Origin of the sequence: Streptomyces sp. DT224, from assembly GCF_049844595.1 — a bacterium.
Lineage (GTDB): Bacteria > Actinomycetota > Actinomycetes > Streptomycetales > Streptomycetaceae > Streptomyces.
In genome coordinates this window covers 124,984-151,631 of the sequence record NZ_JBNCLI010000004.1, presented here as the reverse complement: position 1 = coordinate 151,631, position 26,648 = coordinate 124,984, and the positions used below count along the sequence as shown (strand labels likewise).

Genomic DNA, 26,648 nt, shown 5'->3' with positions numbered 1-26,648 from the left:
CCGACGACAGGACAGCGCACCGTGGCCGAGACCGCCCGTCATCCCGAGCCCCGTTACGGCAACCGGCCGACCATGAAGGACGTGGCCGCCCGGGCCGGGGTGGGCCTGAAGACGGTCTCGCGCGTGGTCAACAGCGAGCCGGGGGTCACCCCGGACACCGAGCGCCGTGTGCAGGAGGCCATCGAGGCGCTGGGCTTCCGCCGCAACGACAGCGCGCGGGTACTGCGCAAGGGCCGCACCGCCTCCATCGGTCTGGTCCTGGAGGACTTGGCCGACCCCTTCTACGGGCCGCTGAGCCGCGCGGTCGAGGAGGTGGCCCGCGCGCACGGCGCCCTGCTCATCAACGGTTCCAGCGCCGAGGACCCGGAGCGCGAGCAGGAACTGGTCCTCGCCCTGTGCGCGCGCCGGGTCGACGGGCTGATCGTGATCCCGGCCGCGGACGACCACCGCTATCTGGAGCCGGAGATCAAGGCCGGGGTCGCGACGGTGTTCGTGGACCGCCCGGCCGGGCAGATCGAGGCGGACATGGTCCTCTCGGACAGTTTCGGCGGGGCCCGCGAGGGCGTCGCCCATCTGATCGCGCACGGGCACCGCCGTATCGGCTTCATCGGTGACCAGCCGCGCATCCACACCGCGACCGAGCGGCTGCGCGGTTACCACGCGGCCATGGCGGAGGCCGGGATAACCGTCGAGGACGCCTGGGTCTCGCTGGGCTCCACGGACCCGGGCCGCGTCCGTGCCGCCGCCGAGGCGATGCTCGCGGGCCCGGAGCCGGTGACGGCGCTCTTCTCCGGCAACAACCGGGTGACGGTGACGGCGGTACGCGTCCTCGCGGACCGGGAGCGGCCGGTCGCCCTGGTCGGCTTCGACGACATCGAACTGGCGGACCTGCTCGGCATCACCGTCGTCTCCCAGGACCCGGCGGCGGCGGGCCGCACCGCCGCCGAACACCTCTTCCGGCGCCTGGACGGGGCCGGACACCCCCCGGCGCGCGTGGAGCTCCCGACCCGTCTGATCGCCCGCGGTTCGGGAGAGATCCCGCCGGCCTGAAGGAGGGCCCTCAGGGCGCGGTGACCGTCAGGGTGCCGCGCCGGGCGAGGCGAAGGCGTCGAGGTCCGCGCGGGTCAGCCCGGTCAGCTCCGCGACCTCCCCGGTGTCCAGGGCGCCGCAGTCGATGCCGCGCAGCAGGTAACCGCTGAGCGCCTTGGCGGTGGCCGGTTCGTCCATCACGTCGCCGCCGGCCTTGGCCACGTACGCGGCGAGCCGGGCGGCGGCCTGCTCCAGGCCCTCGCGGTAGAAGGTGTAGACGGCCGCGTACCGGGTCGGCAGGTGCCCGGGGTGCATGTCCCAGCCCTGGTAGTAGGCGCGGGCCAGGGCGCGCCGCGTGAGGCCGTAGTGCAGCCGCCATGCCTCGTGGACCTGAGAGGCGGGGCCGACGGGAAGGACGTTGGTCGAGCCGTCGGAGACGCGGACGCCGGTCCCGGCGGCGGCGACCTGCATGACGGCCTTGGCGTGGTCGGCGGCCGGGTGGTCGCTCGCCTGGTACGCCGCGCTGACGCCGACGCAGGCGCTGTAGTCGAACGTGCCGTAGTGCAGCCCGGTGGCCCGCCCCCGGGCCGCGTCGATCATCCGGGCCACGGCCGCGGTGCCGTCGGCGGCCAGGATGGACTGGCTGGTCTCGATCTGGATCTCGAAGCCGATCCGCCCGTCCGGCAGTCCGTGCGCCTGCTCGAAGGCTTCGAGGAGCTGGACGAAGGCGGCGACCTGTTCGGGGTACGTCACCTTCGGCAGGGTGAGGACGAGCCCGTCGGGGAGTCCGCCCGCCCGCATGAGGCCGGTGAGGAAGACGTCCGTGGTGCGGATGCCCCGGTCCCGGACGGCGGCTTCCATGCACTTCATCCGGATGCCCATGTACGGGGCGGCGGTGCCGTCGGCGTACGCCTCCGAGACGAGCCGGGCCGCACGGGCGGCCGCCTCGTCCTCCTCGGCGTCGGAGCGGGGCCCGTAGCCGTCCTCGAAGTCGATCCTCAGGTCCTCGACCGGTTCGCGCTCCAGCTTGGCGCGTACGCGGTCGTGGACCGGTCCGGCCAGCTCGTCCGGGATGCCGAGCACCCCGGCGAGTGCCGCCGCGTCGGGGGCGTGCTCGTCGAGCGCCTTCAGCGCCTCGTTGCCCCAGGTGCGCAGGGTGCCTGCCGTGAAGGTGTCGCCCGGTACGTAGACCGTGTGCACGGGCTGGCGGGTGCCGGGGTCGCCCGGGTAGCGGCGGGCGAGTTCGGCGTCCACCGGCGCGAGGGAGGCGCTGATCCCGTCGCTGACCGCACCGGCGAGGCTCGTCGCCACGTTCTCCTGCTGACCCATCGTCCGCACCCTCCATACTCCGCTTGTTTCCGCTTCCCGGAAACAGCAATCCGTATAGTGAAGTTATAAGGCGGTCGCATCCGAGTCAACGGTCACCGGAAACGGCCCGGGGCCGCACGGTGCGTTCACCGTGCGGCCCCGGGCCGTCGCTCGTGCGAAACCGTTCGACGATCAGCCCTTGCGGGTGTTGATCTCCTCGGTGAGCTGGGGGACGACGTCGAAGAGGTCGCCGACGACGCCGTAGTCCACGAGGTCGAAGATCGGGGCCTCGGCGTCCTTGTTGACCGCGACGATCGTCTTCGAGGTCTGCATCCCGGCCCGGTGCTGGATCGCGCCCGAGATGCCCGAGGCGATGTACAGCTGCGGGGAGACGGACTTGCCGGTCTGGCCGACCTGGTTGGTGTGCGGATACCAGCCCGCGTCCACGGCGGCACGCGAGGCACCCACCGCGGCACCCAGCGAGTCGGCGAGCGCCTCGATGACCGCGAAGTTCTCCGCGCCGTTGACACCACGGCCACCGGAGACCACGATCGCGGCCTCCGTCAGCTCCGGACGGCCCGTCGACTCACGCGGCGTACGCGAGAGCACCTTGGTACCGGTGGCCTGCGCCGAGAAGGAGACCGCGAGGGTCTCGACGGCACCGGCGGCCGCGGCCGGCTCGACCGGGGCGGAGTTCGGCTTGACCGTGATGACCGGAACGCCCTTGGAAACACGGGACTTGGTCGTGTACGAGGCGGCGAACGCGGACTGCGTGGCGATCGGGCCCTGGTCGCCGGCTTCCAGGTCGACGGCGTCGGTGATGATGCCGGAGCCGATCCGGACCGCGAGGCGGGCGGCGATCTCCTTCGCCTCCGCGGAGGAGGACAGCAGCACGGCGGCCGGGGACACGGCGTCGAAGGCGGCCTGGAGGGCGTCCACCTTCGGCACGACCAGGTACTCGGCGAACTCGGGGGCATCAGCGGTCAGCACCTTGACCGCGCCGTGCTCGGCAAGCACGCCGGCGGTCTCCGCGGCGCCGTTGCCCAGGGCGACGGCGACGGGCTCGCCGATGCGGCGGGCGAGCGTCAGCAGCTCCAGGGTGGGCTTGCGGACGGCACCGTCCACGTGGTCGACATAGACGAGAACTTCAGCCATGGGACTTCAATCTCCTGCGTGTGCGAGGGAGTGCGGGGGTGGTGAGGGGGCCGGGGCTCAGATGAACTTCTGACCGGCCAGGAACTCGGCCAGCTGCTTGCCGCCCTCGCCCTCGTCCTTCACGATCGTGCCCGCGGTGCGGGCCGGGCGCTCGGTCGCGGAGTCGACCGCGGTCCACGCACCCGCCAGACCCACCTGCCCGGCGTCGATACCCAGGTCGTCCAGGTCCAGGGACTTCACCGGCTTCTTCTTCGCCGCCATGATCCCCTTGAACGACGGATAGCGGGCCTCACCGGACTGGTCGGTCACCGACACGACCGCCGGGAGCGACGCCTCCAGCTCCTCCGACGCACTGTCCCCGTCCCGGCGGCCGCGCACCACACCGCCCTCGACCGACACCTGCGACAGCAGCGTCACCTGCGGCACACCCAGCCGCTCCGCGAGCAGCGCCGGAACCACACCCATCGTGCCGTCCGTCGACGCCATCCCCGAGATCACCAGGTCGTACCCGGTCTCCTCGACCGCCTTCGCCAGCACCAGCGACGTACCCAGCGCGTCCGTGCCGTGCAGATCGTCGTCCTCGACGTGAACCGCCTTGTCCGCACCCATCGACAACGCCTTGCGCAACGCGTCCTTGGCATCCTCCGGACCCACCGTCAACACGGTGACCTCCGCATCGTCGGCCGCCTCCGCGATCTGCAACGCCTGCTCGACCGCGTACTCGTCCAGCTCCGACAGCAGACCGTCGACATCCTCACGGTCCAACGTCAGGTCATCGGCGAAATGCCGGTCACCGGTCGCGTCGGGCACGTACTTCACACAGACAACGATCCTCAAGCTCACGCCGGCTCTCCTACTGCATCGTCATTTCCGGGGCTGCCTTGTTGCACGCAGCATAGGCGCCTGATGGGGCGTTTTCCGGTCGGGGCGACCGACGCTCCGACCGTCATATTACTCGCCAGTACACCCAGCGTGTGCCCAATGAGCAAGCGCTTTGCACTGTGATCTGCCCAACGCGGTCCACCCGGGAACCCCCGGGACCGCGTCAGTCCCGCAGAGCCGTGAATCGCCCCTGGTGATAGACGAGTGGCCGGCCTTCGCCGACCGGGTCGCCCTCGACCACCTGGGCGATCACGATCCGGTGGTCGCCCGCCGGGACGCGGGTCACCACGCGGCAGACCAGCCACGCCAACACGCCGTCGAGGAGCGGAACGCCCTCCGGGCCACTGCGCCAAAAGGTGGACGGGCCGAACCGGTCGGCGCCGCTCCGGGCGAAGGTGGCGGCCAGTTCCCGCTGGTGTTCGCCGAGTATGTGCACGCCCACGTACTCGGCCTCGGCAAGTACCGGCCAGCTGGAGGACGCGGTGCCGACGCCGAAGGAGACGAGGGGCGGCTCCGCGGCCACGGAGTTGAGCGAGGTGGCGGTGAAGCCGACCGGACGCTCCCCGGCCGCGGTGATCACGGCGACTCCGGCGGCGTGCCGACGGAACACGGAGCGCAGAAGGTCCGGGGACGCCGTGCGCGTGTGGCCGAGCCCGGGCGATGCCGTCATGGAGATGTCCTTCTGCACGTCGGAGATGCGGGGTCGTGGATGCTCAGGCACCCGGACAGCACGCGCCGGCGGTGCGGGCGAGGTCGATGTACGCCCGGCCATGGAGAAGGGGATCTGACGGCATAGCGTCAGACTGACGATGCGTGGGCCGCGCAGTCAAGGGCGTCCCCTCAGGTGGGAGAAGCATCACGGTCCGTCATATCGCCCGGCCGAGGGCGGCGACGACATCGACGGTGCGGGGCTGCCCCTCGGCCCGGCGGACGATCCGGCCCCCGGCGTCGAGAACCAGGACGGTCGGGGTCCGGCTGATGCCGAGGGCGCGCACGAGCCCGAGACGCGCCTCCGCGTCGATCTCCACATGGGCGACGCCTTCGACCATTGCGGCCACCTCCGCGAGGGTGCGGCGGGTGGCCCGGCACGGCTGGCAGAAGGCCGTGGAGAACTGGACGAGCGTGGCCCGCTCCCCCAGGTCCGCGCCGAGTTGCGCGGCGTCCAGCCTTCCGGCGCCTGCCTGCCCGTCCACATCGGCCTCCTGTCAGAGCTCTACGCAGAGGGTCAGCGTCCGCGACGGCCCGGGCATTCCCGGGCGCCCTACGTGACGAGAATCTCGCGTCCCGTCGCCGCCGGGACTGGCCACCACGTCGCCGCATGGGGCACGATCGGCGCAATGCCGAAAACCTACGGCTGCGTAACTTCCGCCGGGAGAACCTCCGCGGGCGCTGAAGAAAGGGTCTTCCCCAGATGGCAGAACTCGTCTATCGGCCGGTCATCGGCGCCGCTCGCACGTTTTTCAAGGCGCTCGACCTGAAGATCGACACTCAGGGTTCGGAGCACATCCCGAAGACCGGTGGCGCTGTTCTGGTCAGCAACCACATCAGTTATCTGGATTTCATCTTCAGTGGCCTCGCCGCGCTCCCGCAGAAGCGGCTGGTGCGTTTCATGGCCAAGGAATCCGTATTCCGGCACAAGGTCTCCGGCCCGCTGATGCGCGGCATGAAGCACATTCCCGTCGACCGCAGGCAGGGCGAGGACGCCTACGCGCACGCACTGGCCTCGCTGCGGTCCGGCGAGATCATCGGAGTGTTCCCCGAGGCGACGATCTCCGAGTCGTTCACGCTCAAGAGCTTCAAGTCCGGTGCCGCACGCCTGGCGCAGGAGGCCGGGGTACCGCTGATCCCGATGGCCCTGTGGGGCACGCAGCGGCTGTGGACCAAGGGCCGGCCGCGCAACTTCAAGCGCGACCACACCCCGATCACCATCCGCGTCGGAGAGGCCGTGGAGGCCCCCACCGACCAGTACGCGGGCGCCATCACACGGCGGCTGCGCGAGCGGGTGCAGGAATTGCTCGAAGCGGCCCAGCGGGCCTATCCGGTCCGGCCGAAGGACGCGAGCGACACGTGGTGGGTGCCCGCGCACCTGGGCGGGACGGCTCCGACGGCGGCCGAGGTCCGCGAGCGCGGCTGAAACGCCGCACCGGGGTGCGGACGGCCCGTCCGCACCCCGGTGCGCTCTGTCTCCGCCGGACAGGGCAATACGCCTAGACGGCGGCCATCTCCTCCTTGAGCGCGAGGAGGAACGCGTCGACGTCCTCCTCCGTGGTGTCGAAGGCGCACATCCAGCGCACGTCACCGGCCTGCTCGTCCCAGAAGTAGAAGCGGAAGCGCTTCTGGAGCCGCTCGGTCACCGCATGCGGCAGCCGCGCGAAGACGGCGTTGGCCTGGACGGGGTAGAGGATCTCCACGCCGTCGATCCCGCGCACGCCCTCGGCGAGCCGCTGGGCCATCGCGTTGGCGTGCCGGGCGTTGCGCAGCCACAGGTCGCCCGCGAGCAGCGCCTCCAGCTGCACGGAGACGAAGCGCATCTTGGACGCGAGCTGCATGGACAGCTTGCGCAGGTGCTTCATGGCCCGGACGGCGTCGGGGTTCAGGACGACGACGGCCTCGCCGAAGATGGCCCCGTTCTTCGTGCCGCCGAAGGAGAGCACGTCGACGCCGACGGTGTTGGTGAACGTACGCATGGGCACGTCCAGGGAGGCCGAGGCGTTGGCTATCCGGGCGCCGTCGAGATGCACCGCCATGCCGTGCCCGTGGGCGTGGTCGCAGATGGCTCGGATCTCGTCGGGTGTGTAGACGGTGCCCAGTTCGGTGTTCTGGGTGATCGAGACGACCTGCGGCATGGCGCGGTGCTCGTCGTCCCACCCGTACGCCTGCCGGTCGATGAGCTCCGGCGTGAGCTTGCCGTCCTCGGTGGGGACGGTGAGCAGCTTGAGGCCGCCGACCCGCTCGGGCGCCCCGCCCTCGTCCACGTTGATGTGCGCGGACTCGGCGCAGATGACCGCGCCCCAGCGGTCGGTCATGGCCTGGAGCGACACCACGTTGGCGCCGGTGCCGTTGAAGACCGGGAACGCCTCGGCCGTGGGGCCGAAGTGGCTGTGCATGACGCGCTGGAGATGGCCCGTGTAGTCGTCCTCGCCGTAGGCGACCTGGTGGCCGCCGTTGGCGAGGGCGAGTGCCGCGAGGATCTCGGGGTGCGTCCCCGCGTAGTTGTCACTGGCGAAACCGCGGACCTGCGGGTCGTGGTGGCGACGCGCGTCGGTCCTTACGGTTGCGGGGTCAGCCACAGGCGCTTTCCGTTCACTTCCGGGGCGGGCCGGTCCCAGACGCCGGCGATGGCATCGGCCAGGTCCTTGACGTCGGTGAAGCCCGCGAACTTCGCATTCGGGCGCTCGGCGCGCATCGCGTCGTGCACCAGTGCCTTCACGACCAGGATCGCAGCCGCGCTGCGGGGGCCGTCCTCGCCCCCCGCCTTGCGGAAGGAGTCGGCGAGCGCGAGGGTCCACGCCTCGGCGGCCGCCTTGGCCGCGGCATAGGCGGCGTTGCCCGCGGTGGGCTTGCTGGCGCCCGCCGCGCTGGTCAGCAGGAAGCGCCCCCGGTCGCTGCGCAGCAGGCAGTCGTGAAAGGCCAGCGAGGTGTTCTGCACCGTGCGGATCAGCAGCTTCTCGAGCAGAGTCCAGTCGGCGGGGTCGGTCTCGGTGAAGTTCGCGCTGCCGCGCCAGCCGCCCACGAGGTGGACGACGCCGTCGATACGGCCGAACTCCTTCTCCGTCTTGGCAGCCCACTCCCGGGTGGCGCCGAGGTCGAGCAGGTCGACGGTGTCGCCCGTGACGGTCGCGCCGCCGTGGGCGTAGCGTGCCGCGTCGACGGCTTCGGCGAGCCGGGTGGGGTGGGAGTCGGACGCGACGACGACCGCGCCCGCCTCGGCCAGCCGCAGCAGCGTGGCCCGGCCGGCCGGCCCGGCGGCTCCCGCGACGGCGACCACGGCCCCTTCGAGCGCGCCGCTCGCGTCGCCCGTGCTTGTTCCGTCCATGGCCTCCGCCTCCTTGGAACCTGTGCTCACGCGGCAGCCTTCCCCGCGTCCGAGCCGGTGATGCCCTTGGCCGAGGCGATCACGCTCTTCAGCTTCTTGGAGAGGGCCTCATAGAACATGCTCAGGGGAAACTCGTCCGGAAGCACGTCGTCCACGAGTTTCCGGGGCGGCTGGGAGAGGTCCAGGGCGTCGGGGCCCTTGGCCCAGCGGGAGCCGGGGTGCGGGGCGAGGTAGGTGGAGACGAGGTCGTACGCGGCGAACCAGTGGACCAGCTTGGGGCGGTCGATGCCGTCCCGGTACAGCTTCTCGATCTCGGCGCAGAGCTGGTTGGTGACCCGCGGGGCGCGCTCCCAGTCGATCCGGAGCGTGTTGTCGGTCCAGCGCACCACGTCGTGCTTGTGGAGGTACGCGAAGAGGAGCTGGCCGCCGAGGCCGTCGTAGTTGCGGACCCGCTCGCCGGTGACCGGGAAGCGGAACATCCGGTCGAAGAGCACGGCGTACTGCACGTCACGGCCGTGCGGGTTGCCCTCGGACTCCAGCTTCACGGCCTCCTTGAAGGCGGTGAGGTCACAGCGCAGCTCCTCCAGGCCGTACATCCAGAACGGCTGCCGCTGCTTGATCATGAAGGGGTCGAACGGCAGGTCGCCGTGGCTGTGGGTGCGGTCGTGGACCATGTCCCAGAGCACGAACGCCTGCTCGCAGCGCTGCTGGTCGCTGATCATCGCGCGGATGTCGTCGGGCAGCTCGACACCGAGGAGGCCGACGGCCGCCTCGGTGACGCGGCGGAAGCGGGCGGCCTCGCGGTCGCAGAAGATGCCGCCCCAGCTGAAGCGCTCGGGGGCCTCGCGGACGGCGATGGTCTCGGGGAAGAGCACCGCGGAGTTGGTGTCGTAGCCGGACGTGAAGTCCTCGAAGGTGATGCCGCAGAACAGCGGGTTGTCGTAGCGGGTGGCCTCCAGCTCGGCGAGCCAGTCGGGCCAGACCATCCGCAGCACGACCGCTTCGAGATTGCGGTCGGGGTTGCCGTTCTGGGTGTACATGGCGAAGACGACCAGGTGCTGGAGGCCGTCGGCGCGCCCCTTGGCCGGCTGGAAGGCCAGCAGGGAGTCCAGGAAGTCGGGGACGTCGAAACCGCCGCCCACCCAGCCGCGCAGGTCCTTCACGAGGGCGCGGTGGTACGCGGCGTCGTGCGGCAGCAGCGGGGACAGCTCCTCGACGGCGCCGATCACCCGCTCCACGGCGGCCTCGGCGAGCGCCGGGGCGGGCGCGCCCTCGGCGTCGAAGTCGATGGAACCGTCCTTCGACTGCCAGGGGCGGATCTCCTCCACGGCGTTCTTGAGCGCGGGCCAGGCCGGGTGCTCGATCACCCGTGGGGCGGCAGTTATGTCGCCGGATGCGGCGTCGTGCACAAGAATTTCCGTCATCACACTTCCTCCACGGGAGAACCTCGCGTCAGACCACCGTATCCGCGCGCGAGCCCCCGAGACAAGTGGGATTGTGGAAATTATCCTGCCGACCCCCCATGGTCACCGTTATTTTTCCTGTGGGACGCCCCCACGGCGGCTTCTTCGAGGGTTTCGCGGGGCGCTGCGCGCTCGGCCCCGCCTCTCCCCCGCCCGGCGTTCCGGGGCCACTAGGCTGCGAGGAACAGAGCGTCGACGGAAGCGAGCGGGCCTTGTCCATTCTTACGATCGGTCATCGCGGAGCGCCCGGCTTCGAGCCGGAGAACACACTGCGCTCGTTCGTCCGTGCCGAGAAGGAGGGCGTGGACCTCATCGAGCTGGACCTGCATCTGAGCAAGGACGGCGCACTGGCCGTCATGCACGACGCGGAGGTGGACCGTACGACCGACGGCGAGGGCCCGATCGCGGAGAAGACGCTCGCCGAGCTGCGCGCGCTCGACGCGGGCCTGGGCGAGCGGGTGCCCGTCTTCGAGGAGGTTTTGGACGCCGTGCGGTCCCCGCTCCAGGCGGAGATCAAGGACGTGGCCGCCGCCCGCACCCTGGCCCGGGTCATGCACGAGCGCGACCTGGTCGAGCGCGTCGAGGTGATCTCGTTCCACGACGAGGCGATCGCCGAGATCGCGCAGCTGGTCCCGGGCGTGCGGACGGCGCTGGTGGCCAGCCGGTGGGGCGGGGACCTGGTGGACCGCGCGAAGGCGGTGGGCGCGAGCCGGCTGATCCTCAACATCCGGCGCATCACGCTGGAGCTGGTCGAGAAGGCCCACGCCGAGGGGCTGACGGTCTTCGGCTGGACGGTCAACACCCAGCGGCAGCTGCGCCTGGCCCAGGGGCTGGGACTCGACGGCGTGACCACCGACCACCCCGACATTCAGCGCGGGGGCGGCGCATCCGCCTGAGCAGTCAGCCGTCCAGCTCCTTGACCAGCAGCTCGAAGGCCAGGTCGTCGCGCTGCGGGATGCCGAAACGCTCGTCGCCGTACGGGAACGGGGACAGCTTGCCCGTGCGGCGGTAGCCCCGGCGCTCGTACCAGGCGATGAGCTCGTCGCGGACGGAGATCACGGTCATGTGCATCTCCCGCACGCCCCAGCTCCGCCGGACGGTGCGCTCGGCCTCGGCGATGATCGCCTTGCCGAGGCCGGCGCCCTGGAGCGCGGGACGGACCGCGAACATGCCGAAGTACGCGGCGGCGCCGCGGTGCTCCAGCTGGCAGCAGGCGACGGGCGCGCCGCCCCGCTCCACCACGAGCAGCCGGCTGCCCGGGCTCTCGACCACCTCGCGCACGCCCTGCGGGTCGGTGCGCTGCCCCTGGAGGATGTCCGCCTCGGTGGTCCAGCCGGCGCGGCTGCTGTCACCGCGGTACGCCGACTCGATGAGCTCGACGAGCGCGGGGATGTCCGCTTCGGTGGCGTCGCGGAACGTCAGTTCTCCCGTGTCCCGGGGCGGGGCGGTGTCCATGGCGGGGTGTCTCCGGATTCTGTGCGGGGGCGGTGCCGGAGCAGCGTAACTCCGGGGGCGGCGCCGGGGATCCCGGCGGTCCTCACGGGGCGCGCGGGGGCGTGCACCGGGCGTATCCCGGAAACACTCCCGTGGCGCGCTCCCCCTGCACCTCCGTGCGCCGCGTACGGATGTCCGGCCCCGGGCATCTACTGGTCGACGGCGATGTCGTTCGCCCGGGGGGAGGGCCGCTGTGCACGGACCGGCGATGTCCGGATGGCTGCTGATGGCGTTGTGCGCGGTGACGGGCTCGTACTGCTTGCTGCGCACCCGCACGGGGAGCGCGGAGGAGCGCAGAGCCGCGCGGGCCGAGGCGCTGATGGGCTTCGGCATGGCCGCGATGGCGATTCCGGCCGCCGCCGTCGCCCCGCCCGCGTGGGGGTGGGGGCTCTACGCGGTGTTGTTCGGGGTCGCGGCGCTGCGGGCGCTGTGGTTCTCCCGGCGCAGCGGACACCATCTGCACCACCTGGTCGGCTCCTCCGCGATGGTCTACATGGCGCTGGTGATGGCCCGGGCCGGAGCCGGCGGGCACGGCGGCAGCCACGGCTCGCACGCGATGGGCTCCCCCAGCATGGCCGGCGCGGGCGGCATACCCCTGCTCACCGGGCTGCTCCTCCTCTACTACGCGGTGTACGTGCTGCGCTCCGGCGCCCGGCTGGTGCCGGTGGCCGCGGCGGCCACCGGCGGGGGGCCCGCGCCCGGGGGCGGGGGGGGCCGCCCGGAGCTGGCTCTGGCCTGCCGGCTGACCATGGGGATAGCCATGTTCGCGATGCTGCTCACCCTGTGAGACGGGAAGGGCTGCCTTTCGTGGTGTGCGTCACTTGGCGCGCGGAGCCATACCCGTGTGTGGCGCGGCCCTCATAGGCTGACGCCATGTGGGTCTCCCTAGCGCTGCTGCTGCTCGGTGCACTGGCCGCCGTCGTGACCCCGCGCCTGATGGCGCGGGCCGAGTGGCCGGAACGCGAACCGGTGGTGGCGCTGTGGGTGTGGCAGTGCGTGGTGGCCGCGGTGCTGCTGTCGTTCGCCCTCTCCATGACGCTCAGCGCGGCCGCCGCCTGGCAGGCGGTACGGGGTCATGTCTTCGCGCCCGCGCCGCGCGCCGTCGTGGAGGCGTACGCGCTCGCGGGTCACGGGGTGTGGTCGGCGGTGATGGCCGTGCTGCTGGCCCTCGGCGGCGTGTGGACGGCTGCCATGCTGGCCCGGGAGATCCACCGGGCGCATCTGCGGCGCAGGCAGCGGCGGACAGAACTCCTGCTGCGCGCCCCCTTGATGCCCGGCGAGGAGCCGGGGTCAGGGCGGCTCGTGGTGCTGGAGGGTGAGCGTCCGGACGCCTGGTGGCTGCCGGGGTCAGCGCCCCAACTCGTCATCACCACAGCCGCGCTGGGAAGGCTGAAGGGACGCCGGCTCGACGCGGTTCTGGCCCATGAGCAGGGTCACGCGCAGGCCCGGCACGACTGGCTGCTCAACTGCTCGGAGGCGCTGGCCTCCGGCTTCCCGCAGGTGCCGGTGTTCGCGGCCTTCCGCAACGAGATGCACCGGCTGGTCGAGCTGGCGGCCGACGACGTGGCCTCGCGGCGCTTCGGACGGCTGACGATCGCCCTCGCCCTGGTCGAACTCAACGAGGACCGGGGCGTGTTCGGCCCGTCCTCGGCCGCGGACGCGGAACTGCCGCTGCGGGTGAACCGGCTGCTGGCCCCGGCGGGCAGGCTCACGGCCGGGCGGCGGCTGCGGCTGACCGCGGCGGCGGCCCTGGTGCCCGTCGTTCCGCTGCTGGTGGCGTTCGTTCCGGGGCTCAGCGCGCTGAAGTAGCGAGCGGGGGCTCTTGGGCTTTCCGGCGCGCTGCAATGGCCGGAGGGGGCGCCGGTCGGCGAGGATCGTGCCATGCACATTCCGCTGCTCTCCCCCGTCGGCCGGGTCCGCCCCGCTTCGCGCCTCTCGCGGACGGGCGCGGTCTGCGCGGTGCTCGGCGGTGCGGTGACGGCGCTGGTCGTCGCCCGGTGGCGGCCGCTGGTGGACCTGGACGCGCGGATCGCGGAGGCGCTGCACCGGCGGGCGGTGACCGAGCCCGGCTTCGTCCACGTCAACCGGTTGCTGACGGACTGGCTGTGGGACCCGTGGACGTTCCGCGCCCTGATCTCCGTCGCGGTGGTGGCCCTGTGGTGGCGTGGCGCCCGGCCGCTCGCGGTGTGGGCCGCGGCGACGACGCTGCTCTCGGCGCTCGCGCAGCAGGGCGTCAAGGCGGCCGTCGACCGGGACCGGCCGCAGTGGGCGGACCCTGTGGACTCCGCCCACTACGCGGCCTACCCCTCGGGGCACGCGATGACGGCGACGGTGAGCTGCGGGCTGCTGCTGTGGCTGCTGCACCGGTCCGGTGCGCGGGGCGGGATGTGGGGGGCGGCGGTGGGCGCGGCGGCCGTCTCGGTGCTCGGGGTCGGGCTCACCCGGCTGTACTTGGGCGTGCACTGGCCGTCCGACGTGCTGGGCGGGTGGCTCCTGGGGGCGGCGCTGGCCGCCTTCGCGATCCGGGGCTTCGACCGGTGGTGCGCCGCCGCACCCGCGCGCCGGGGGCTCTGACCAGGCGGTTGCCGTGGTGGCCAGGTCAGGCGCCCTTGCCGGGCGCCCCCCGGTTCGGCGAGGATCGGTGCCATGCCGATCAAGGGTGCCCTCTTCGACTTCTCCGGGACGCTGTTCCGGATCGAACCGGTCCGTTCCTGGCTCGCCGCGACTCTCGCCGAACGGGGGGTGCGCGTGGACGAGGCCGCCTTCGAGCGGTACGCGGCGGAGCTGGAGGCGTTCGGCGCGCTGCCGGGCGGGCCCGCCCCGAGGCGGATGCCCGCTGAGCTGGCGGACGGCTGGGCGCACCGCGACGAGAGCGCCGAGCTGCATCGCGCGGTGTACACCGGTCTGGCCCGCCAGGTCGCCCTGCCGGACCCCGGTCTGTACGACGCGCTCTACGACCGCCATCTGAGCCCGGATGCCTGGCGCCCCTACCCGGACGCGGCGGAGGTTCTGGCCGGGCTGCGCGCTGCCGGGGTCCGGATCGGGGTCGTCAGCAACATCGGCTGGGACCTGCGGCCCGTCTTCCGCTCGCACGGCCTGGACGGCTACGTGGACGCCTACGTCCTCTCGTTCGAGCACGGGGTCCAGAAGCCGGACGCACGGCTCTTCCACACCGCGTGCACACTTCTGGGACAGGATCCGGCGGATGTGGTGATGGTCGGCGACAACCGGCGCGCCGACGGCGGGGCCGCGGCGCTGGGTTGCGAGGTGCGTTTCGTGCGCCACCTGCCGGTGGATGAGCGGCCGGACGGGCTGCGGGAGCTCGGACTCACCGAGAAGGTTGCCTGAGACACATGTGAGAGATGTCCCTGACGTGCCATGGGTCGGATTGTCACATCGTGGCCTTAGCCTGGAGAACATGTCCCCGACTCCGTGCCCGTCCGACTCCGTACGCCCCGCAGCAGTGGTGAATGAAGACATTCGCGACCTGTGGCGGCGTTCGGGCGGCCACCTGTCCCCGGAGGACGAGGAGCAGTACCAGCGTCTGCTGGTGGAGTGGGCCGCCGCGACCGGGGGCGGCGAGAGGCCCGCGTACTGAGACGTCCCGGCTCCGGCGATCCCCTGCGTCGCCGGAACCGGTCCGTGGCGGGGGTACAGCATGTCCCGTCAGGGCTGATCGGTCAATGAAGTACTACGCTCGGCGACCGCACCGGTCCGCACGGTGACCGCACGGCCCTCCTCAGTCCTCGCCGAGGCGCACCGCCTGGCAGGCCGCCGCTTCGAGGATGCGGTCGAGCAGCCCGGGGAACAGCGCGTCGAGGTCGTCCCGGCGCAGCCCGTTCATCTTGGCGGTGCCCCGGTACGTCTGCTGGACGATGCCGCTCTCGCGCAGCACCCGGAAGTGGTGCGTGGAGGTGGACTTGGTGACCGGCAGGTCGAAGCAGGAGCAGGTGCGCTCGCCCTCGGCGGCGGCCAGTTCCCGTACGACACACAGCCGCACCGGGTCCGAGAGGGCGTGCAGGACCGCTTCGAGCCGGATCTCCTCACGGGCGGGGTGGGGCAGGGCGCGCGCGCCCGCTGCCGGGGCGGTGGGGGCAGGGGTCACGGTCGCTCTCCGCATCGTCGCTCCGTCCGGGGCTCCCATACTACGAGGCTCATCGTAATTCGCCGTACGGAACGGGAGCCCCGCCGGCACGGACTCACGCCCTGCGGGCCGCCAGGTGCGGGAAGCGGTATTCGGTGCGGCTGCGGAAGTGTTCGCCCGGGCGCAGGACGGTGGCCGGCAGGTCGGGGCGGTTGGGCGAGTCGGGGAGGTGCTGGGTCTCCAGGCAGACGGCGCTGTGGCGCTCGTGGTGGCCGCCGTCGACGTCGGCCAGGGTGCCGTCCAGCTGGTTGGCGGTGTAGACCTGGATGCCCGGTTCGGTGGTCCACACCTCCATGACGCGCCCGCCGTCGGGTGCCGTGAGGCGGGCGGCGCGGCGGGGGGACGCCGGTGCGTCCGCGCCGTCGAGGACCCAGCAGTGGTCGAACCCGCCGGCCCGGCGCAGCTGTTCGTGCGGCAGGGCGATCCGGTCCGCGAGGGTCTGCGGCTCGGTCAGGTCGAACGGGGTGGCGGCGACGGGCGCGGCGGGGCCCTCGGGGATGCCCTCCTCGTCCACGGGGAGGTAGTGCCCGGCGTCCACCTGGAGGGTGTGGCCGAGGATGTCGCCCCGGCCGGTGAGGTGGAAGTACGCGTGGTTGGTGAGGTTGACGACGGTGGCGCGGTCGGTGGTGGCCGCGTAGTCGAGGGCGAGGGTGCCGGCGGCGTCGAGGGTGTAGGTCACGGTGACGTCCAGCGCCCCGGGGAAGCCCATGTCGCCGTCGGGGCTGTGCAGCGTGAGCCGCAGGGCGGCCGCCTCGTCCGTGGCGGAGCCTTCGGCCTGCCAGATCCGGGTGTGGAAGCCGTCCGGCCCGCCGTGCAGGGCGTGGCCCCGGTCGGTGGCGGGGACCTGGTGCTCCGCGCCGTCGAGGGTGAACCTGCCGTGCGCGATGCGGTTGGCGTAACGGCCGACGAGGGCGCCGAAGAAGGGGTTCTTGCCCGTGTAGTGGTCGAGGGCGGGCAGCGAGCGGACGACGGAGGCCGGGGCGCCGGCGGTGTCGGGCACGGTGAGCCGGTGCAGGATGCCACCGTAGGTGAGGATCTCGGCCCGGACCCCGGTGCCGGAGTCGAGCGTCCAGATGTCGACGTCCGTGGGCCCGTGGGCGCCGAACGGTTTGCTGTACACGGTGGGGCGAGGCATCGGTGATCCTTGGGGCGGTCGGAAGGCCGGAGGGCCGGACGGGCGGGCCGTGAGCGAGGGCGGCGCACTCCCCAGGGGTGGCGGGGAGTGCGGCCCCTGGTCTACGGCAGGGGCCGGCCGGCGGCGGGCCGGGGAACGGTGGATTCGCGGACGACGAGCCGGTAGCCGGGGCGGGGCCGCCGGGGCTCCGCCACCGGCTCGCCGGAAAGGCGCTCGACCAGGCTGTCGACGGCGAGCCGGGCGATGGCCTCCTTGTCGGGCGCCACGGTGGTGAGCGTGGTCGCGCCGTAGAGGCTTTCCTCGATGTCGTCGAACCCGACGACGGCGACGTCCTCGGGGATGCGCAGGCCGCGTGCGGTGAGCGTGCGCAGGGCGCCGATGGCGATGAGGTCGTTGTACGCGAAGACGGCGTCGGGCCGCTCACCGCGGTCCAGCAGCGCGGCCATGGCGGAGGCCCCGTCCTCGCGGCCGTAGCCGTCGGTGACGACGACCAGCGCCTCGTCGGGCTCGATGGAGGCGGCGGCCAGTTCCTCGCGCCAGCCGCGCAGCCGGAGGTGGGCGGGCTGGCGTTCGCGGCCGGTACGGGAGCCGAGGAAGGCGATGCGGCGGTGGCCGAGCTCGATGAGGTGGCGTACCGCCTCGCGCGCCGCCGCGACGTTGTCGATGGCGATGTGGTCGTAGGGGGCCTCGTACTCGCGCTCGCCGAGCAGGACCAGCGGCGCGGTCTCGGTGCGCGCCATCAGGTCCTCGGTCTCCAGGTGGATCGGGCTCATGATGAGCCCGTCGATGACGTGGGACCGGAACCCCTGGCTGACCAGGAGTTCCTTCTCGCGCAGTCCGCCGGTGTGGTCGACCAGCACGGTGTAGTCGTGCCGGGCGGCGGCGTCGACCACCGCGCCCGCCAGCTCCGCGAAGTACGGGTTGCCGAATTCGGGGACGGCGAGCGCGATGATCCCGGTGCGGCCCTTGCGCAGGTGACGGGCGGTCAGGTTCGGCCGGTAGCCGAGCTCGTCGATGGCCTGCTGCACCTTGGCGCGCATCTTCGGTGTGACGTGCTGATAGTTGTTCACCACGTTCGACACGGTCTTGATGGAAACACCCGCCCGTTGCGCAACGTCCTTGAGGCTGACGCCCACGGCACTCCCTGAATCGACTTGTCGCGCGGTGAGGCGCGGTGGCCCGGCTCCCGCCGGCTCGGCTCGATCGGCTCGAACGGTGCCGGGGAGGTGGGGCCCCGGCACCGGTTCAGGTGGTTCTGCGGCTGCGCGCCAGATAGCGCTGGGCCACGACGACAACGATAAGGAAACCGCCGCTGACGACCGACTGGTACGAGGAGTTCAGCGAGCCAATCTGGTTGATCAGGTTCTGGATGACCTGAAGGAGCAGGACGCCCCAGAGCGTCCCGCTGATGGAGCCCGCGCCGCCGATGAGGAGGGTGCCGCCGATGACGACGGCGGAGATCGCGTCGAGCTCCATGCCCACGCCGACGATGGTGACTCCGGAGGAGAGCCGGGCGGCGTTGAGCGCGCCGGCCAGCCCGGCCAGCAGCCCGCTGAGCGTGTAGACGAGCATCTTCGTACGGGCGACGGGCAGGCCCATCAGCGTGGCGGCGTCGCTGCTGCCGCCGACGGCGAAGATCGACTGCCCGAACGAGGTGCGCTGGAGGAGGAGTCCGCCGAGGCCGAACAGCGCGAGGGCGATGAAGATCGGGTAGCCGAAGCCCCAGACGGCACCCTGGCCGAGTTCGGCGAAGGCGGAGTCCTTGGGGACCAGGTAGGTGGTGGCGCCCTCGTCCGTGATCGCGAGGAGCAGTCCGCGCGCCCCGAGGAGGGTGGCGAGCGTGACGATGAACGGGGCCATTCCGGCGCGCGCCACGAGGAAGCCGTTGAGCAGGCCGATCGCGCCGCACACCGCCAGCGGGACCAACAGGGCGGGCAGGACGCCCCATTGGGAGGCCCAGGCGGCCAGCACCCCGCCCAGGGCGAAGACGGATCCGACGGAGAGGTCGATGCCGCCGGTGATGATGACCATGGTCATCCCGAGCGCGACGACGGCCAGGAACGATGCCTGGACGGTCACTCCGCGGGCGTTGTCCAGGGTGGAGAACGTCGTCGGGTAGATGCAGGACGCGACGATCACGACCGCCAGGAAGACGACCAGGACGCCCTGGCGTTGCAGGAGTTCGGCGATCCGCCGGCCGGTCGTGCGCGGCGCCGCGGCACCGGGCGCCGGTGCGGTGGCGCCGGAGGCGGCGGGGGTCTTGCGCGGGGCCGGGGCGGGGGCCGCCGGGGCAGGTGAGGTTTCGTTCATCGGGACCGACGCTCCCGGGCGACGTAGACGGCGGCGATGATGATGGCCGCCTGGGCGATCTGTGCGGTGGAGTCGGGCAGGTCGTGCTTGATGAGGGTGGCCCGCAGCAGCTGCATCAGCAGGGCGCCGGCGACGGTGCCGAGGACCCGGATGGAGCCGCCGTTGAGCGGGGTTCCGCCCACCACGACCGCCGTGATGGCGGAGAGTTCCATGAGGGTGCCGAGCGAGGAGGGGTCGCTGGCGGTGAGCCTGGCGGTGGCCAGGACTCCCGCGAGGGCGGCGAGCACCCCGCAGAGCACGTACACGCCGATGAGCACCCGCCGTACGGGCAGTCCGGCCAGGGCGGCGGCGGAGCGGTTGCCGCCGATGGCGACGACCTGCCGGCCGAAGGTGGTCCGGGTGACGAGGAAGGCCACGGCGACGGCGAGGACGCCGGCGATCAGGACGACCAGCGGGATGCCGAGGAAGGAGCCGGTGCCCAGGGAGAGCAGGTCGGGGTTGACGATCTGCTTGAGCTGGCTGTCCGCCATGACCAGGGCGAGGCCCCGGCCGCCGACGAACAGGGCGAGTGTGGCGACGATCGGCTGGAGGCCGACGAGCGAGACCAGGGTGCCGTTGACCGCTCCGACGAGGGCGCCGGCCAGCAGCGCCATGACGAGTGCGGGGACCAGTCCGTAGCCGAGGTAGAGCGGCAGCAGCGCGGCGGCCAGGGCCATGGTCGAGCCGACGGACAGGTCGACGCCCTCGGTGCCGATGACGAGCGCCATGCCGAGGGCGACGATGACGATCGGGGCGACCTGGACAAGCTGGGTGCGCAGGTTGTCCACCGTCATGAAGTGCTCGGTGAACAGGGCGTTGAAGACGAGGACCACCGCGACGGCGAGGTAGACGCCGTACTCCTGGTACCAGGCGGGGTCGCGCAGCCGGGCGAGCGGCCGGGCTGCGGGGGTGGTGACTGCGGCCTGGGTCATCGGGGGTCCTCCTTCGCGGCCGGCGCCTTGTCCGCGGCTGCCGGTGAGTGGTCGGCGAGCACTTCGAGCAGATGGCTCTCCGCCACCTCGTCTCCCGCCAGTTCGCCCGCGACCGCGCCGCCCCGCAGGACGACGATCCGGTCGGCGCCCTCGATCAGTTCCTCGATGTCGGAGGAGATGAGCAGGACGGCCAGGCCCTCGCGGGCGAGGTCGTCGATGAGGCTCTGGACCTCGGCCTTGGCGCCGACGTCGATGCCCCGGGTGGGTTCGTCCAGCAGCAGGACCTTGGGTTCCAGGCAGAGCCAGCGGGCCAGCAGCACCTTCTGCTGGTTTCCGCCGGAGAGCTCGCCGACCTTCTGCTCGGGGCTCGCCGCCTTGATCCTCAGTCGCTTCATGAAGATGTCGACAATGCGGTCCTGCTTGGCGCGCGAGACGATGCCGGCGCGGGAGAGCCGGGGCATCGCGGCCAGCACGATGTTCTCGCGGACCGAGAGCCCGGGCACGATGCCCTCGGCCTTGCGGTCCTCGGGCAGCAGGCTGATGCCGGCCCGGATAGCGCCGGCGGAGGTGAGGCGGCGCAGGGTGCGCCCGGCGATGCTCACCTCTCCCGAGTTCAGGGAGAGCGCACCGGCGATGGCCTTCGCGGTCTCGCTGCGGCCGGAGCCGAGGAGGCCGCCGAGGCCCAGGACCTCACCCGCGTACAGGTCGAGGGAGATGTCGTGCAGCTGGTGGTCGCGGGAGAGGCCTGTGGCGGTGAGGACGGGGGTGCGCGCGGCCTCGTGACCCTCGGAGCCGAAGCTGGTGAGCCCTTCGCGGCGTACCTCGGCCATGTCGCGGCCGAGCATCATCGAGACGAGCTGCATCCGGTCGAGGTCGGCGAGGTCGCCAGTGTGGATGTGGTGGCCGTCGCGCAGGACGGTGACCCGGTCGCAGATCCGGTACAGCTCGTCCATGCGGTGGCTGACGTAGAGGACGGCGATGCCGCGTCCCCGGAGGTCCTCGATGACCCGGAAGAGGGTCTCGACCTCGCGGGGTTCCAGCGAGGAGGTGGGTTCGTCCATGATGACGACCTGGGCGTTCACCGAGACGGCGCGGGCCATCGCGACCATCTGCTGGGTGCCGATGCCCAGGGTGTGCAGGGGGCGCTTCGGGTCGACGCGGACGCCGAAGCCGTCGAGCAGTTCGCTCGCCTCGCGGTGCATCCGGGGGAAGTCGATCAGGCCGAAGCGGTTCTTGGGCTCGCGGCCGAGGAAGATGTTGCGCGCCACGCTCATCAGCGGGACGAGGTTCACCTCCTGGTAGATCGTGGAGATCCCGGCCTCCTGCGCCTCGAACGGCCGGGCGAACGCGATCGGCCGGCCGGCCAGGCGCAGTTCGCCCTCGTCGGGGCGGTAGACGCCGGTCAGCACCTTGATGAGGGTGGACTTGCCGGCGCCGTTCTCCCCCACCAGGGCGTGGGTCTCGCCGGCGCGCAGGGAGAAGGAGACACCGTCGAGGGCGACGACGCCCGGGAACCGCTTGCTGACCGAGCGGGCCTCCAGGACGGCCGGTGCCGCGGCGGCCTCGTCCGCGAGGGCCGTTCCGGCCGCGTTCCTCTCCTTCACGTCGGCGGCCGGCTCCGGCGGCTGCGGTACTGCTTCGGGTGGTGCCATGGCTGGTCTTGGCCTTCCGCTCTTCCAAGGATGGGGGCCCGGTGGCCGCCGTGACGGGGTGCGCCACGGCGGCCGGGAACCGACGGAGCCGGTACGGGCAGTTGGGGCCGGCTGGGATCAGAACGCGTTGCCGACCGTGGACTTGGCGTTGGACTCGTCGTAGGAGCGGTCGCTGATGATGACGTTCTCGGGGATCTCCTCGCCGCCGTAGAACTTCTGGGCGGTCGCGAAGGCCAGCGGGCCGAAGCGCGGGTTGGACTCGATGACGGCGTTGTACTCGCCGTTGACGATGGCCTGGACGGCGTTGCGGGTGCCGTCGACGGAGACGATCTTGATGTCCTTGCCGGGCTTCTTGCCGGCGGCCTTCACGGCGGTGACGGCGCCGAGGCCCATCTCGTCGTTCTCCGCGTAGATGGCGGTGATGCCGGGCTTGGACTGGATCAGCTGCTCGGTGACCTGCTGGCCCTTGTCGCGGGCGAACTCACCGGTCTGCTGGGCGACGATCTCCATGTCGGGGGCCTTGGCCTTGAGCTGGTCGACGAAGCCCTTGGTGCGGTCGGTGGTGACGTTGTTGCCCGACGACCCGAGGAGGATGGCGACCTTGCCCTTGCCGCCGGTCGACTTGATCATCGCGTCGGCTGCGCGCTTGCCCTGCTCCACGAAGTCGGAGCCCAGGAAGGCCACGTAGTCCTTGCAGGCGGTGGCGTTGAGCTTGCGGTCGACGGTGAGGACCGGGACCTTCTTGGCGGCGGCGGCCTTGAGGGCCGGCTCCAGGCCGTCGGAGTTCAGCGGGGCGACGATGAGGAACTGGGCGCCCTGGGCGAGCATGTCCTGGATGTCGCTGATCTGCTTGGACAGCTGCGACTGGGCGTTGGTGGTGAGCAGCTTCTTGACGCCGATCTTCTTGGCCTCGTCCTTGATGGACTGGGTCTCGGCGATACGGAAGGGGTTGGCCTCCTTCTCCGACTGGGAGAAACCGACCACGGCGTTCTTCAGGTCGAGCTTCGGTGCGCCGTAGCTCTGCAGCGAGCAACCGGAACCGGACGACGACTCGGGGGTCTTGGCCGCCTGCGCCGCCTGACTGCTGTCGCTGCTCGCGGCGTTGTCCGAGCCCTCCGACTTGGAGCAGCCGGAAACGGCCAGCGTGGCGGTGGCGGCGAGAACGCAGGCCACGGCGAGGGTACGGGTTCGACGCTGGATCATCATGCGCGGGGGCTCCTTGGCGGGTTGACGGCACGCCGAAGGGCGTGCGGTCGGTCATGGCTGGACGATGCATCGGCCGCTGCGCGGCGGCCGATGTCACTGCACTCACGGCCCCGCTAGGAGACGGCCCCTAGCTGCACAAACTGCGGTCGTGAGAGCCTGCGCGGCCTCTCGGCGGCTCGGTTTACAACGTTATATAGGCGGTGCGGCACGGGCGGCAAGAGCGTGGTCGATGCGTTTCCAAAATGTGTCGGGACGAGCCTCGCCGGGCGGCGGCACCCGGCGGGGGCGATGCCGCCGCACCCCTGGACAGCCGCCCGACGACGTGCTGTCATACCGCCGGAACCCCGATTTCCAACGTTGCAGAAGAGGCATCGCACCCTCCGCCCGGGTCGTGGCGGCGTTCTTCGCCATGCGCGCATCCGAACCGGACCGCCGCACCGCCACATCCCCTTCTTGTCATGCGCATTCCTTCAGCCGGAGCCCCGCGTCCGGCAGAGCAGGAGCCCTCTCCCATGCCCCTGAACCGCAGACAGCTCATGACCGGCGCCCTCGCCACCGTCGCCGCCACCACGGCGGCCGGCCGCTGGTCGGCCACCGCGACCGCCGCCGAGCACCGCGCGCGGCCCGCGCACGGCGGCCACTACTCCCCCAACGCGCAACCCCTGCACCCCACCGCCTTCCTGAAACTCCCGCCCGGCAAGGTCACCGCGCGCGGCTGGCTCGCCGGGCAGCTGAAGCTCCAGCTGGACGGGCTGTGCGGCCGGTACGAGGAGTTCTCGCACTTCCTCGACTTCACGGCCACCGGCTGGGTGCGCCCCGAACTCGGCGGCTGGGAGGAGGTCCCGTACTGGCTGCGCGGCTACACCGACCTGGCGATCGTCACCGGCGACGCGAAGGCGCTCGCGGCGGTGCGCCGCTGGTTCGACGCGATCCTCGCCACCCAGCAGTCCGACGGGTTCTTCGGCCCGAAGGCACTGCGCACCTCGCTGAACGGCGGACCGGACTTCTGGCCGTTCCTGCCGCTCGTGCAGGCCCTGCGCTCCTGGCAGGAGTACACCGGGGACACCCGGATCATCCCCTTCCTGAGCCGGTTCTTCCGCTACATGAACGCCCAGGGCCCGGGCGCCTTCAACACCAGCTGGATCGCCCTGCGCTGGGGCGACGGCCTGGACAGCGTCTTCTGGCTCTTCAACCGCACCGGCGACACCTTCCTCCTGGACCTCGCCGACAAGATCCACGCGTACGGGGCCGACTGGGGCGACAACCTGGTCAACCCGCACAACGTGAACATCGCCCAGGGCTTCCGCGAGCCCGCGCAGTACGCGCTGCGCAGCGGCTCGGCCCAGGACACCCGGGACACGTACGGGACGTACGGCAAGGCCATGGACCAGTACGGCCAGTTCCCCGGCGGCGGCTTTGCCGGGGACGAGAACGCGCGGCCCGGGCACGGCGATCCCCGGCAGGGCTTCGAGACCTGCGGGATCGTGGAGTTCATGGCCAGCCACCAGCTGCTGACCCGGATCACCGGCGACCCGCTGTGGGCCGACCGCTGCGAGGAGCTGGCGTTCAACTCGCTGCCCGCCTCGCTCGACCCGTCGGGGAAGGCGATCCACTACATCACCAGCGCCAACAGCGTGGACCTGGACAACGTGCCCAAGTCGGAGCGCCAGTTCCAGAACGGCTTTGCCATGCAGGCGTTCCTGCCGGGCGTCGACCAGTACCGCTGCTGCCCGCACAACTACGGCATGGGCTGGCCCTACTTCACCGAGGAGCTGTGGCTCGCCACCCCCGACGGGGGCCTGGCCGCCGCGATGTACGCCGCCTGCGAGGTGACGGCCAAGGTCGCCGACGGAACCGAGGTCACGTTCACCGAGGAGACGGACTACCCCTTCAAGGAGACCGTCACCCTCACCCTGAAGGCGCCGAAGCGGCTGTCCTTCCCCCTGGTGCTGCGCGTCCCCGCCTGGTGCGACGCACCCGAGATCACGGTGAACGGGCGGCGCGTGGCCGCCCCGGCCGGACCCGCCTTCACCCGGATCGACCGCACCTGGGCCGACGGGGACCGGGTCGTCCTGCGCTTCCCGCAGCGCACCACCGTACGCACCTGGGCGCACAACCACGGCGCCGTCAGCGTCGACCGCGGCCCGCTCACGTACTCCCTGCGCATCGGCGAGACGTACGAGCGCATCGGCGGCAGCGAGCAGTTCCCCGAGTACGCGGTCCACGCGGCCGGCCCGTGGAACTACGGGCTCGTCCTGGACGCGAAGAAGCCCGCCGCGTCCCTGCGCCACCACACCGCCCGCGGGGTGAAGGGCGGCAACCCCTTCACGCTCGACGGGACCCCGCTGTCCATCACCGCGAAGGCGCGCCGCATCCCGGAGTGGACGGCCGACGACGAGCACGTGGTGGCCCCGCTCCAGGACTCGCCGGCCCGCAGCACCGAGCCGGTGGAGGAGGTCACCCTCGTGCCGATGGGAGCGGCGAGGCTGCGCGTCACCTCGTTCCCGACCGCTGCCCCGGACGCCGAACCGTGGCTCGCGGACCGCTGGTACCGCATCCGCAACCGCCACTCCGGCAAGGTCCTGGGCGTCGACAGCATGTCCACCGCCAACAGCGCGCACGTGGTGCAGTTCGGGGACACGGGCACCGACGACCACGACTGGCGGCTGGTCGCGGAGGGCGACGGCTGGCACCGCATCCGCAACCACCACTCGGGCAAGGTGCTCGGCGTCGACAACATGTCCACGGCCGACAGCGCGCACGTCGTGCAGTTCGACGACAACGGCACCGACGACCACCTCTGGCAGCTCGTCTGAGGTGAGCCGGGGTCCGGCCGGGGCCCGGCGGCTGCCGCCGGACCCCGGTTTCGTCACGCGTCGCCCATGACCAGGCCCTCGATGGTGTGCTTCTGCACGATGGGGGCGAGGCGGTCGACCACCGGGCAGCCCAGGTGCGCCCGGACCCGCTCGGGCAGCGACTCCCAGAAGCCCCTGGTGACCGCCATGTCGTGGTGGCCGTCGTTGCCCGCGCCCGGGGCGTCCACGCCGAGGACCAGGACCGGGCGCGGGTCCTGCGACTGGTTGGCCGTGCCCCGGTGGATGGTCAGGGCCGAGCGCGCCGAGATGTCGCCGCGCTGCGGGTACTTGCGCTCGGCCAGGGCCTCGTAGCGCGGGTAGTCCTCGCGGCGCGGGAACATCGCGTGCCCGAAGCGGGCGTCGTCGTCCCACTGGGTGCCGGGCGCGATCTCGAACGGGCCCATGTCCTCACGGGTGTCGACAGCGGTGAGGTTGAACGCCAGCGAGGTGAGCCTGCGGTCGCGGCGGGTCTCCTCGGGCATCGGGAAGTCGCGGTGCCAGGGCTGGTTCACCGCCCCGGCCAGCGGCACGTCGAAGCCCAGCTCCACGATCCGGTAACCGGGGCCGAGGACCGCCTCGCTGACCGCGCGCACCCAGGGGTGGTCGACCAGGTCCACGAAGCCCCGCAGCTGCTCCGGGTGGATCTCCACGTAGTAGCGGTGCGGGCCGCGGCCGACCGCGCCGCCCTCCCGGCCGCGCGCCTCGGCGAACGCCGCGTCGATGTCCTCGCGCATGCGGTCCGCCCACTCCGGGCTGAACGCCGCCCGGCAGGCGGTGATCCCCGGGCCGTACAGGTCACGCACCGCGTCCTCGACGGGCGGGAAGGGGGCGGTGGTGGTCGCGGCCTCAGTCATGGTGTGTTCCTTCCTTCGTTCGGAGCACCCTCATATTGCAACGTTGCAACCAACGTGGCAAGAGTCTGCGCGGCCGGATCGCGCACCACCTGTTACGGTCACTGCGCACAGGGCGCGGTAACTCCGCCCGCCGGCACAGAGCAGGAGCACCGAA

26 protein-coding genes and 1 pseudogene are annotated in these 26,648 nt (G+C 71.8%); 9 read left to right on the top strand and 18 right to left on the bottom strand.

The genetic code is table 11. The annotated features are described in order from the left end of the window. Positions 1-21 precede the first annotated feature (21 nt). Positions 22-1,050, top strand: a complete 1,029-nt coding sequence (locus ACLQ2N_RS11030) for a LacI family DNA-binding transcriptional regulator (RefSeq protein ID WP_425811562.1) — start codon at positions 22-24, stop codon at positions 1,048-1,050. A gap of 10 nt (positions 1,051-1,060) precedes the next feature. On the opposite strand, the pseudogene ACLQ2N_RS11025 reads toward ACLQ2N_RS11030, so the two are convergent. The 6 genes and pseudogenes from ACLQ2N_RS11025 to ACLQ2N_RS11000 form a co-directional block, all read right to left on the bottom strand. After that, positions 1,061-2,358 (bottom strand): annotated as a pseudogene (locus ACLQ2N_RS11025) (DUF6986 family protein). A 171-nt stretch (positions 2,359-2,529) separates the two neighbouring features. Next, complete coding sequence (locus tag ACLQ2N_RS11020; RefSeq protein WP_425811560.1) at positions 2,530-3,492, bottom strand: electron transfer flavoprotein subunit alpha/FixB family protein; 963 nt, start codon at positions 3,490-3,492, stop codon at positions 2,530-2,532. A 57-nt stretch (positions 3,493-3,549) separates the two neighbouring features. After that, positions 3,550-4,335, bottom strand: coding sequence for an electron transfer flavoprotein subunit beta/FixA family protein (locus ACLQ2N_RS11015; protein ID WP_425811558.1), 786 nt, complete (start codon positions 4,333-4,335; stop codon positions 3,550-3,552). 202 nt (positions 4,336-4,537) lie between these two features. After that, positions 4,538-5,044, bottom strand: a complete 507-nt coding sequence (locus ACLQ2N_RS11010; protein ID WP_425811556.1) for a flavin reductase family protein — start codon at positions 5,042-5,044, stop codon at positions 4,538-4,540. A gap of 43 nt (positions 5,045-5,087) precedes the next feature. Further along, positions 5,088-5,168 (bottom strand): putative leader peptide, encoded by an 81-nt coding sequence (locus tag ACLQ2N_RS11005; RefSeq protein ID WP_376451235.1) that lies wholly within the window; start codon positions 5,166-5,168, stop codon positions 5,088-5,090. A 72-nt stretch (positions 5,169-5,240) separates the two neighbouring features. After that, a complete protein-coding gene (locus ACLQ2N_RS11000) occupies positions 5,241-5,567 on the bottom strand; it encodes a TlpA family protein disulfide reductase (RefSeq protein WP_425811554.1) in 327 nt (108 codons plus the stop codon). A gap of 218 nt (positions 5,568-5,785) precedes the next feature. Here ACLQ2N_RS11000 and ACLQ2N_RS10995 point away from each other — a divergent pair, with 218 nt between their 5' ends. Then, complete coding sequence (locus tag ACLQ2N_RS10995; RefSeq protein ID WP_425811552.1) at positions 5,786-6,508, top strand: lysophospholipid acyltransferase family protein; 723 nt, start codon at positions 5,786-5,788, stop codon at positions 6,506-6,508. A gap of 73 nt (positions 6,509-6,581) precedes the next feature. On the opposite strand, the gene ACLQ2N_RS10990 is transcribed toward ACLQ2N_RS10995, so the two are convergent. Genes ACLQ2N_RS10990 through ACLQ2N_RS10980 form a run of 3 tightly spaced genes read right to left on the bottom strand, consistent with a single transcriptional unit; the run spans position 6,582 to position 9,834 of the window. After that, the gene (locus ACLQ2N_RS10990) at positions 6,582-7,664 is read right to left on the bottom strand and encodes a threonine aldolase family protein (protein ID WP_425811550.1); all 1,083 of its coding nucleotides are present in this window, start codon (positions 7,662-7,664) and stop codon (positions 6,582-6,584) included. After that, the gene (locus ACLQ2N_RS10985; protein ID WP_425811548.1) at positions 7,643-8,410 is read right to left on the bottom strand and encodes an SDR family NAD(P)-dependent oxidoreductase; all 768 of its coding nucleotides are present in this window, start codon (positions 8,408-8,410) and stop codon (positions 7,643-7,645) included. The genes ACLQ2N_RS10990 and ACLQ2N_RS10985 overlap by 22 nt, the downstream gene beginning before the upstream one ends. A gap of 26 nt (positions 8,411-8,436) precedes the next feature. Next, on the bottom strand, positions 8,437-9,834 hold the full coding sequence (locus tag ACLQ2N_RS10980; protein WP_425811546.1) for a DUF6421 family protein: 1,398 nt from the start codon (positions 9,832-9,834) through the stop codon (positions 8,437-8,439). Between the two features lie 251 nt (positions 9,835-10,085). Here ACLQ2N_RS10980 and ACLQ2N_RS10975 point away from each other — a divergent pair, with 251 nt between their 5' ends. Continuing rightward, positions 10,086-10,769: a glycerophosphodiester phosphodiesterase gene (locus tag ACLQ2N_RS10975; RefSeq protein WP_425811544.1), complete on the top strand. Its 684-nt coding sequence runs from the start codon at positions 10,086-10,088 to the stop codon at positions 10,767-10,769. A 4-nt stretch (positions 10,770-10,773) separates the two neighbouring features. Here ACLQ2N_RS10975 and ACLQ2N_RS10970 read toward each other — a convergent pair whose 3' ends face one another. After that, complete coding sequence (locus ACLQ2N_RS10970; RefSeq protein ID WP_425811542.1) at positions 10,774-11,328, bottom strand: GNAT family N-acetyltransferase; 555 nt, start codon at positions 11,326-11,328, stop codon at positions 10,774-10,776. A gap of 232 nt (positions 11,329-11,560) precedes the next feature. On the opposite strand from ACLQ2N_RS10970, the gene ACLQ2N_RS10965 reads away from it, so the two are divergent. From ACLQ2N_RS10965 to ACLQ2N_RS10945, 5 genes are all read left to right on the top strand, one after another. Further along, positions 11,561-12,154 (top strand): DUF5134 domain-containing protein, encoded by a 594-nt coding sequence (locus ACLQ2N_RS10965; protein ID WP_425811540.1) that lies wholly within the window; start codon positions 11,561-11,563, stop codon positions 12,152-12,154. A gap of 86 nt (positions 12,155-12,240) precedes the next feature. Next, positions 12,241-13,176: a M56 family metallopeptidase gene (locus tag ACLQ2N_RS10960; RefSeq protein ID WP_425811538.1), complete on the top strand. Its 936-nt coding sequence runs from the start codon at positions 12,241-12,243 to the stop codon at positions 13,174-13,176. A 72-nt stretch (positions 13,177-13,248) separates the two neighbouring features. Further along, entirely contained in the window at positions 13,249-13,941 is a 693-nt protein-coding gene (locus ACLQ2N_RS10955; RefSeq protein ID WP_425811536.1) for a phosphatase PAP2 family protein, read from the top strand. A gap of 72 nt (positions 13,942-14,013) precedes the next feature. Continuing rightward, positions 14,014-14,715 carry an HAD family hydrolase gene (locus ACLQ2N_RS10950; RefSeq protein ID WP_425811534.1) on the top strand — a complete coding sequence of 234 codons (702 nt, stop codon included), beginning with the start codon at positions 14,014-14,016 and terminating at the stop codon, positions 14,713-14,715. A gap of 70 nt (positions 14,716-14,785) precedes the next feature. After that, complete coding sequence (locus ACLQ2N_RS10945; protein ID WP_202541586.1) at positions 14,786-14,965, top strand: hypothetical protein; 180 nt, start codon at positions 14,786-14,788, stop codon at positions 14,963-14,965. A 141-nt stretch (positions 14,966-15,106) separates the two neighbouring features. On the opposite strand, the gene ACLQ2N_RS10940 is transcribed toward ACLQ2N_RS10945, so the two are convergent. The 7 genes from ACLQ2N_RS10940 to ACLQ2N_RS10910 all read right to left on the bottom strand — a co-directional run bounded on the left by ACLQ2N_RS10940 (position 15,107) and on the right by ACLQ2N_RS10910 (position 22,785). Further along, positions 15,107-15,487, bottom strand: a complete 381-nt coding sequence (locus ACLQ2N_RS10940) for an ArsR/SmtB family transcription factor (protein ID WP_425811532.1) — start codon at positions 15,485-15,487, stop codon at positions 15,107-15,109. 79 nt (positions 15,488-15,566) lie between these two features. Continuing rightward, positions 15,567-16,646: an aldose epimerase family protein gene (locus ACLQ2N_RS10935; RefSeq protein ID WP_425811530.1), complete on the bottom strand. Its 1,080-nt coding sequence runs from the start codon at positions 16,644-16,646 to the stop codon at positions 15,567-15,569. A 101-nt stretch (positions 16,647-16,747) separates the two neighbouring features. Continuing rightward, positions 16,748-17,782, bottom strand: coding sequence for a LacI family DNA-binding transcriptional regulator (locus ACLQ2N_RS10930; RefSeq protein WP_425811528.1), 1,035 nt, complete (start codon positions 17,780-17,782; stop codon positions 16,748-16,750). A gap of 109 nt (positions 17,783-17,891) precedes the next feature. Beyond that, the gene (locus tag ACLQ2N_RS10925; RefSeq protein WP_425811526.1) at positions 17,892-18,956 is read right to left on the bottom strand and encodes an ABC transporter permease; all 1,065 of its coding nucleotides are present in this window, start codon (positions 18,954-18,956) and stop codon (positions 17,892-17,894) included. Next, on the bottom strand, positions 18,953-19,927 hold the full coding sequence (locus ACLQ2N_RS10920) for an ABC transporter permease (protein ID WP_265870103.1): 975 nt from the start codon (positions 19,925-19,927) through the stop codon (positions 18,953-18,955). Before ACLQ2N_RS10920 ends, ACLQ2N_RS10925 begins: the two co-directional genes overlap by 4 nt. Continuing rightward, a complete protein-coding gene (locus tag ACLQ2N_RS10915; RefSeq protein WP_425811523.1) occupies positions 19,924-21,579 on the bottom strand; it encodes a sugar ABC transporter ATP-binding protein in 1,656 nt (551 codons plus the stop codon). Before ACLQ2N_RS10915 ends, ACLQ2N_RS10920 begins: the two co-directional genes overlap by 4 nt. Before the next feature lie 117 nt (positions 21,580-21,696). Beyond that, positions 21,697-22,785: an ABC transporter substrate-binding protein gene (locus ACLQ2N_RS10910; RefSeq protein ID WP_425811521.1), complete on the bottom strand. Its 1,089-nt coding sequence runs from the start codon at positions 22,783-22,785 to the stop codon at positions 21,697-21,699. 512 nt (positions 22,786-23,297) lie between these two features. On the opposite strand from ACLQ2N_RS10910, the gene ACLQ2N_RS10905 reads away from it, so the two are divergent. Beyond that, the gene (locus tag ACLQ2N_RS10905; RefSeq protein WP_425811519.1) at positions 23,298-25,601 is read left to right on the top strand and encodes a beta-L-arabinofuranosidase domain-containing protein; all 2,304 of its coding nucleotides are present in this window, start codon (positions 23,298-23,300) and stop codon (positions 25,599-25,601) included. Positions 25,602-25,654: 53 nt separating this feature from the next. Here the strand turns inward: ACLQ2N_RS10905 and ACLQ2N_RS10900 are convergent, their stop codons facing one another. Further along, positions 25,655-26,494 (bottom strand): phytanoyl-CoA dioxygenase family protein, encoded by an 840-nt coding sequence (locus ACLQ2N_RS10900; protein ID WP_425811517.1) that lies wholly within the window; start codon positions 26,492-26,494, stop codon positions 25,655-25,657. Between the last annotated feature and the right edge of the window lie 154 nt (positions 26,495-26,648).

What these genes read in the sequence shown, in the direction of transcription:
- ACLQ2N_RS10960 (WP_425811538.1), top strand. Translation starts at nt 12,241, where the DNA reads ATGTGGGTCTCCCTAGCGCTGCTGCTGCTCGGTGCACTGGCCGCCGTC.
- ACLQ2N_RS11005 (WP_376451235.1), bottom strand. Translation starts at nt 5,168, where the DNA reads ATGCCGTCAGATCCCCTTCTCCATGGCCGGGCGTACATCGACCTCGCC.
- ACLQ2N_RS10940 (WP_425811532.1), bottom strand. Translation starts at nt 15,487, where the DNA reads ATGCGGAGAGCGACCGTGACCCCTGCCCCCACCGCCCCGGCAGCGGGC.
- ACLQ2N_RS11020 (WP_425811560.1), bottom strand. Translation starts at nt 3,492, where the DNA reads ATGGCTGAAGTTCTCGTCTATGTCGACCACGTGGACGGTGCCGTCCGC.
- ACLQ2N_RS10915 (WP_425811523.1), bottom strand. Translation starts at nt 21,579, where the DNA reads ATGGCACCACCCGAAGCAGTACCGCAGCCGCCGGAGCCGGCCGCCGAC.
- ACLQ2N_RS10910 (WP_425811521.1), bottom strand. Translation starts at nt 22,785, where the DNA reads ATGATGATCCAGCGTCGAACCCGTACCCTCGCCGTGGCCTGCGTTCTC.
- ACLQ2N_RS10985 (WP_425811548.1), bottom strand. Translation starts at nt 8,410, where the DNA reads ATGGACGGAACAAGCACGGGCGACGCGAGCGGCGCGCTCGAAGGGGCC.
- ACLQ2N_RS11010 (WP_425811556.1), bottom strand. Translation starts at nt 5,044, where the DNA reads ATGACGGCATCGCCCGGGCTCGGCCACACGCGCACGGCGTCCCCGGAC.
- ACLQ2N_RS10945 (WP_202541586.1), top strand. Translation starts at nt 14,786, where the DNA reads ATGTCCCCGACTCCGTGCCCGTCCGACTCCGTACGCCCCGCAGCAGTG.
- ACLQ2N_RS10905 (WP_425811519.1), top strand. Translation starts at nt 23,298, where the DNA reads ATGCCCCTGAACCGCAGACAGCTCATGACCGGCGCCCTCGCCACCGTC.
- ACLQ2N_RS10900 (WP_425811517.1), bottom strand. Translation starts at nt 26,494, where the DNA reads ATGACTGAGGCCGCGACCACCACCGCCCCCTTCCCGCCCGTCGAGGAC.
- ACLQ2N_RS10995 (WP_425811552.1), top strand. Translation starts at nt 5,786, where the DNA reads ATGGCAGAACTCGTCTATCGGCCGGTCATCGGCGCCGCTCGCACGTTT.
- ACLQ2N_RS10970 (WP_425811542.1), bottom strand. Translation starts at nt 11,328, where the DNA reads ATGGACACCGCCCCGCCCCGGGACACGGGAGAACTGACGTTCCGCGAC.
- ACLQ2N_RS10935 (WP_425811530.1), bottom strand. Translation starts at nt 16,646, where the DNA reads ATGCCTCGCCCCACCGTGTACAGCAAACCGTTCGGCGCCCACGGGCCC.
- ACLQ2N_RS10980 (WP_425811546.1), bottom strand. Translation starts at nt 9,834, where the DNA reads ATGACGGAAATTCTTGTGCACGACGCCGCATCCGGCGACATAACTGCC.
- ACLQ2N_RS10925 (WP_425811526.1), bottom strand. Translation starts at nt 18,956, where the DNA reads ATGAACGAAACCTCACCTGCCCCGGCGGCCCCCGCCCCGGCCCCGCGC.
- ACLQ2N_RS10920 (WP_265870103.1), bottom strand. Translation starts at nt 19,927, where the DNA reads ATGACCCAGGCCGCAGTCACCACCCCCGCAGCCCGGCCGCTCGCCCGG.
- ACLQ2N_RS10950 (WP_425811534.1), top strand. Translation starts at nt 14,014, where the DNA reads ATGCCGATCAAGGGTGCCCTCTTCGACTTCTCCGGGACGCTGTTCCGG.
- ACLQ2N_RS10955 (WP_425811536.1), top strand. Translation starts at nt 13,249, where the DNA reads ATGCACATTCCGCTGCTCTCCCCCGTCGGCCGGGTCCGCCCCGCTTCG.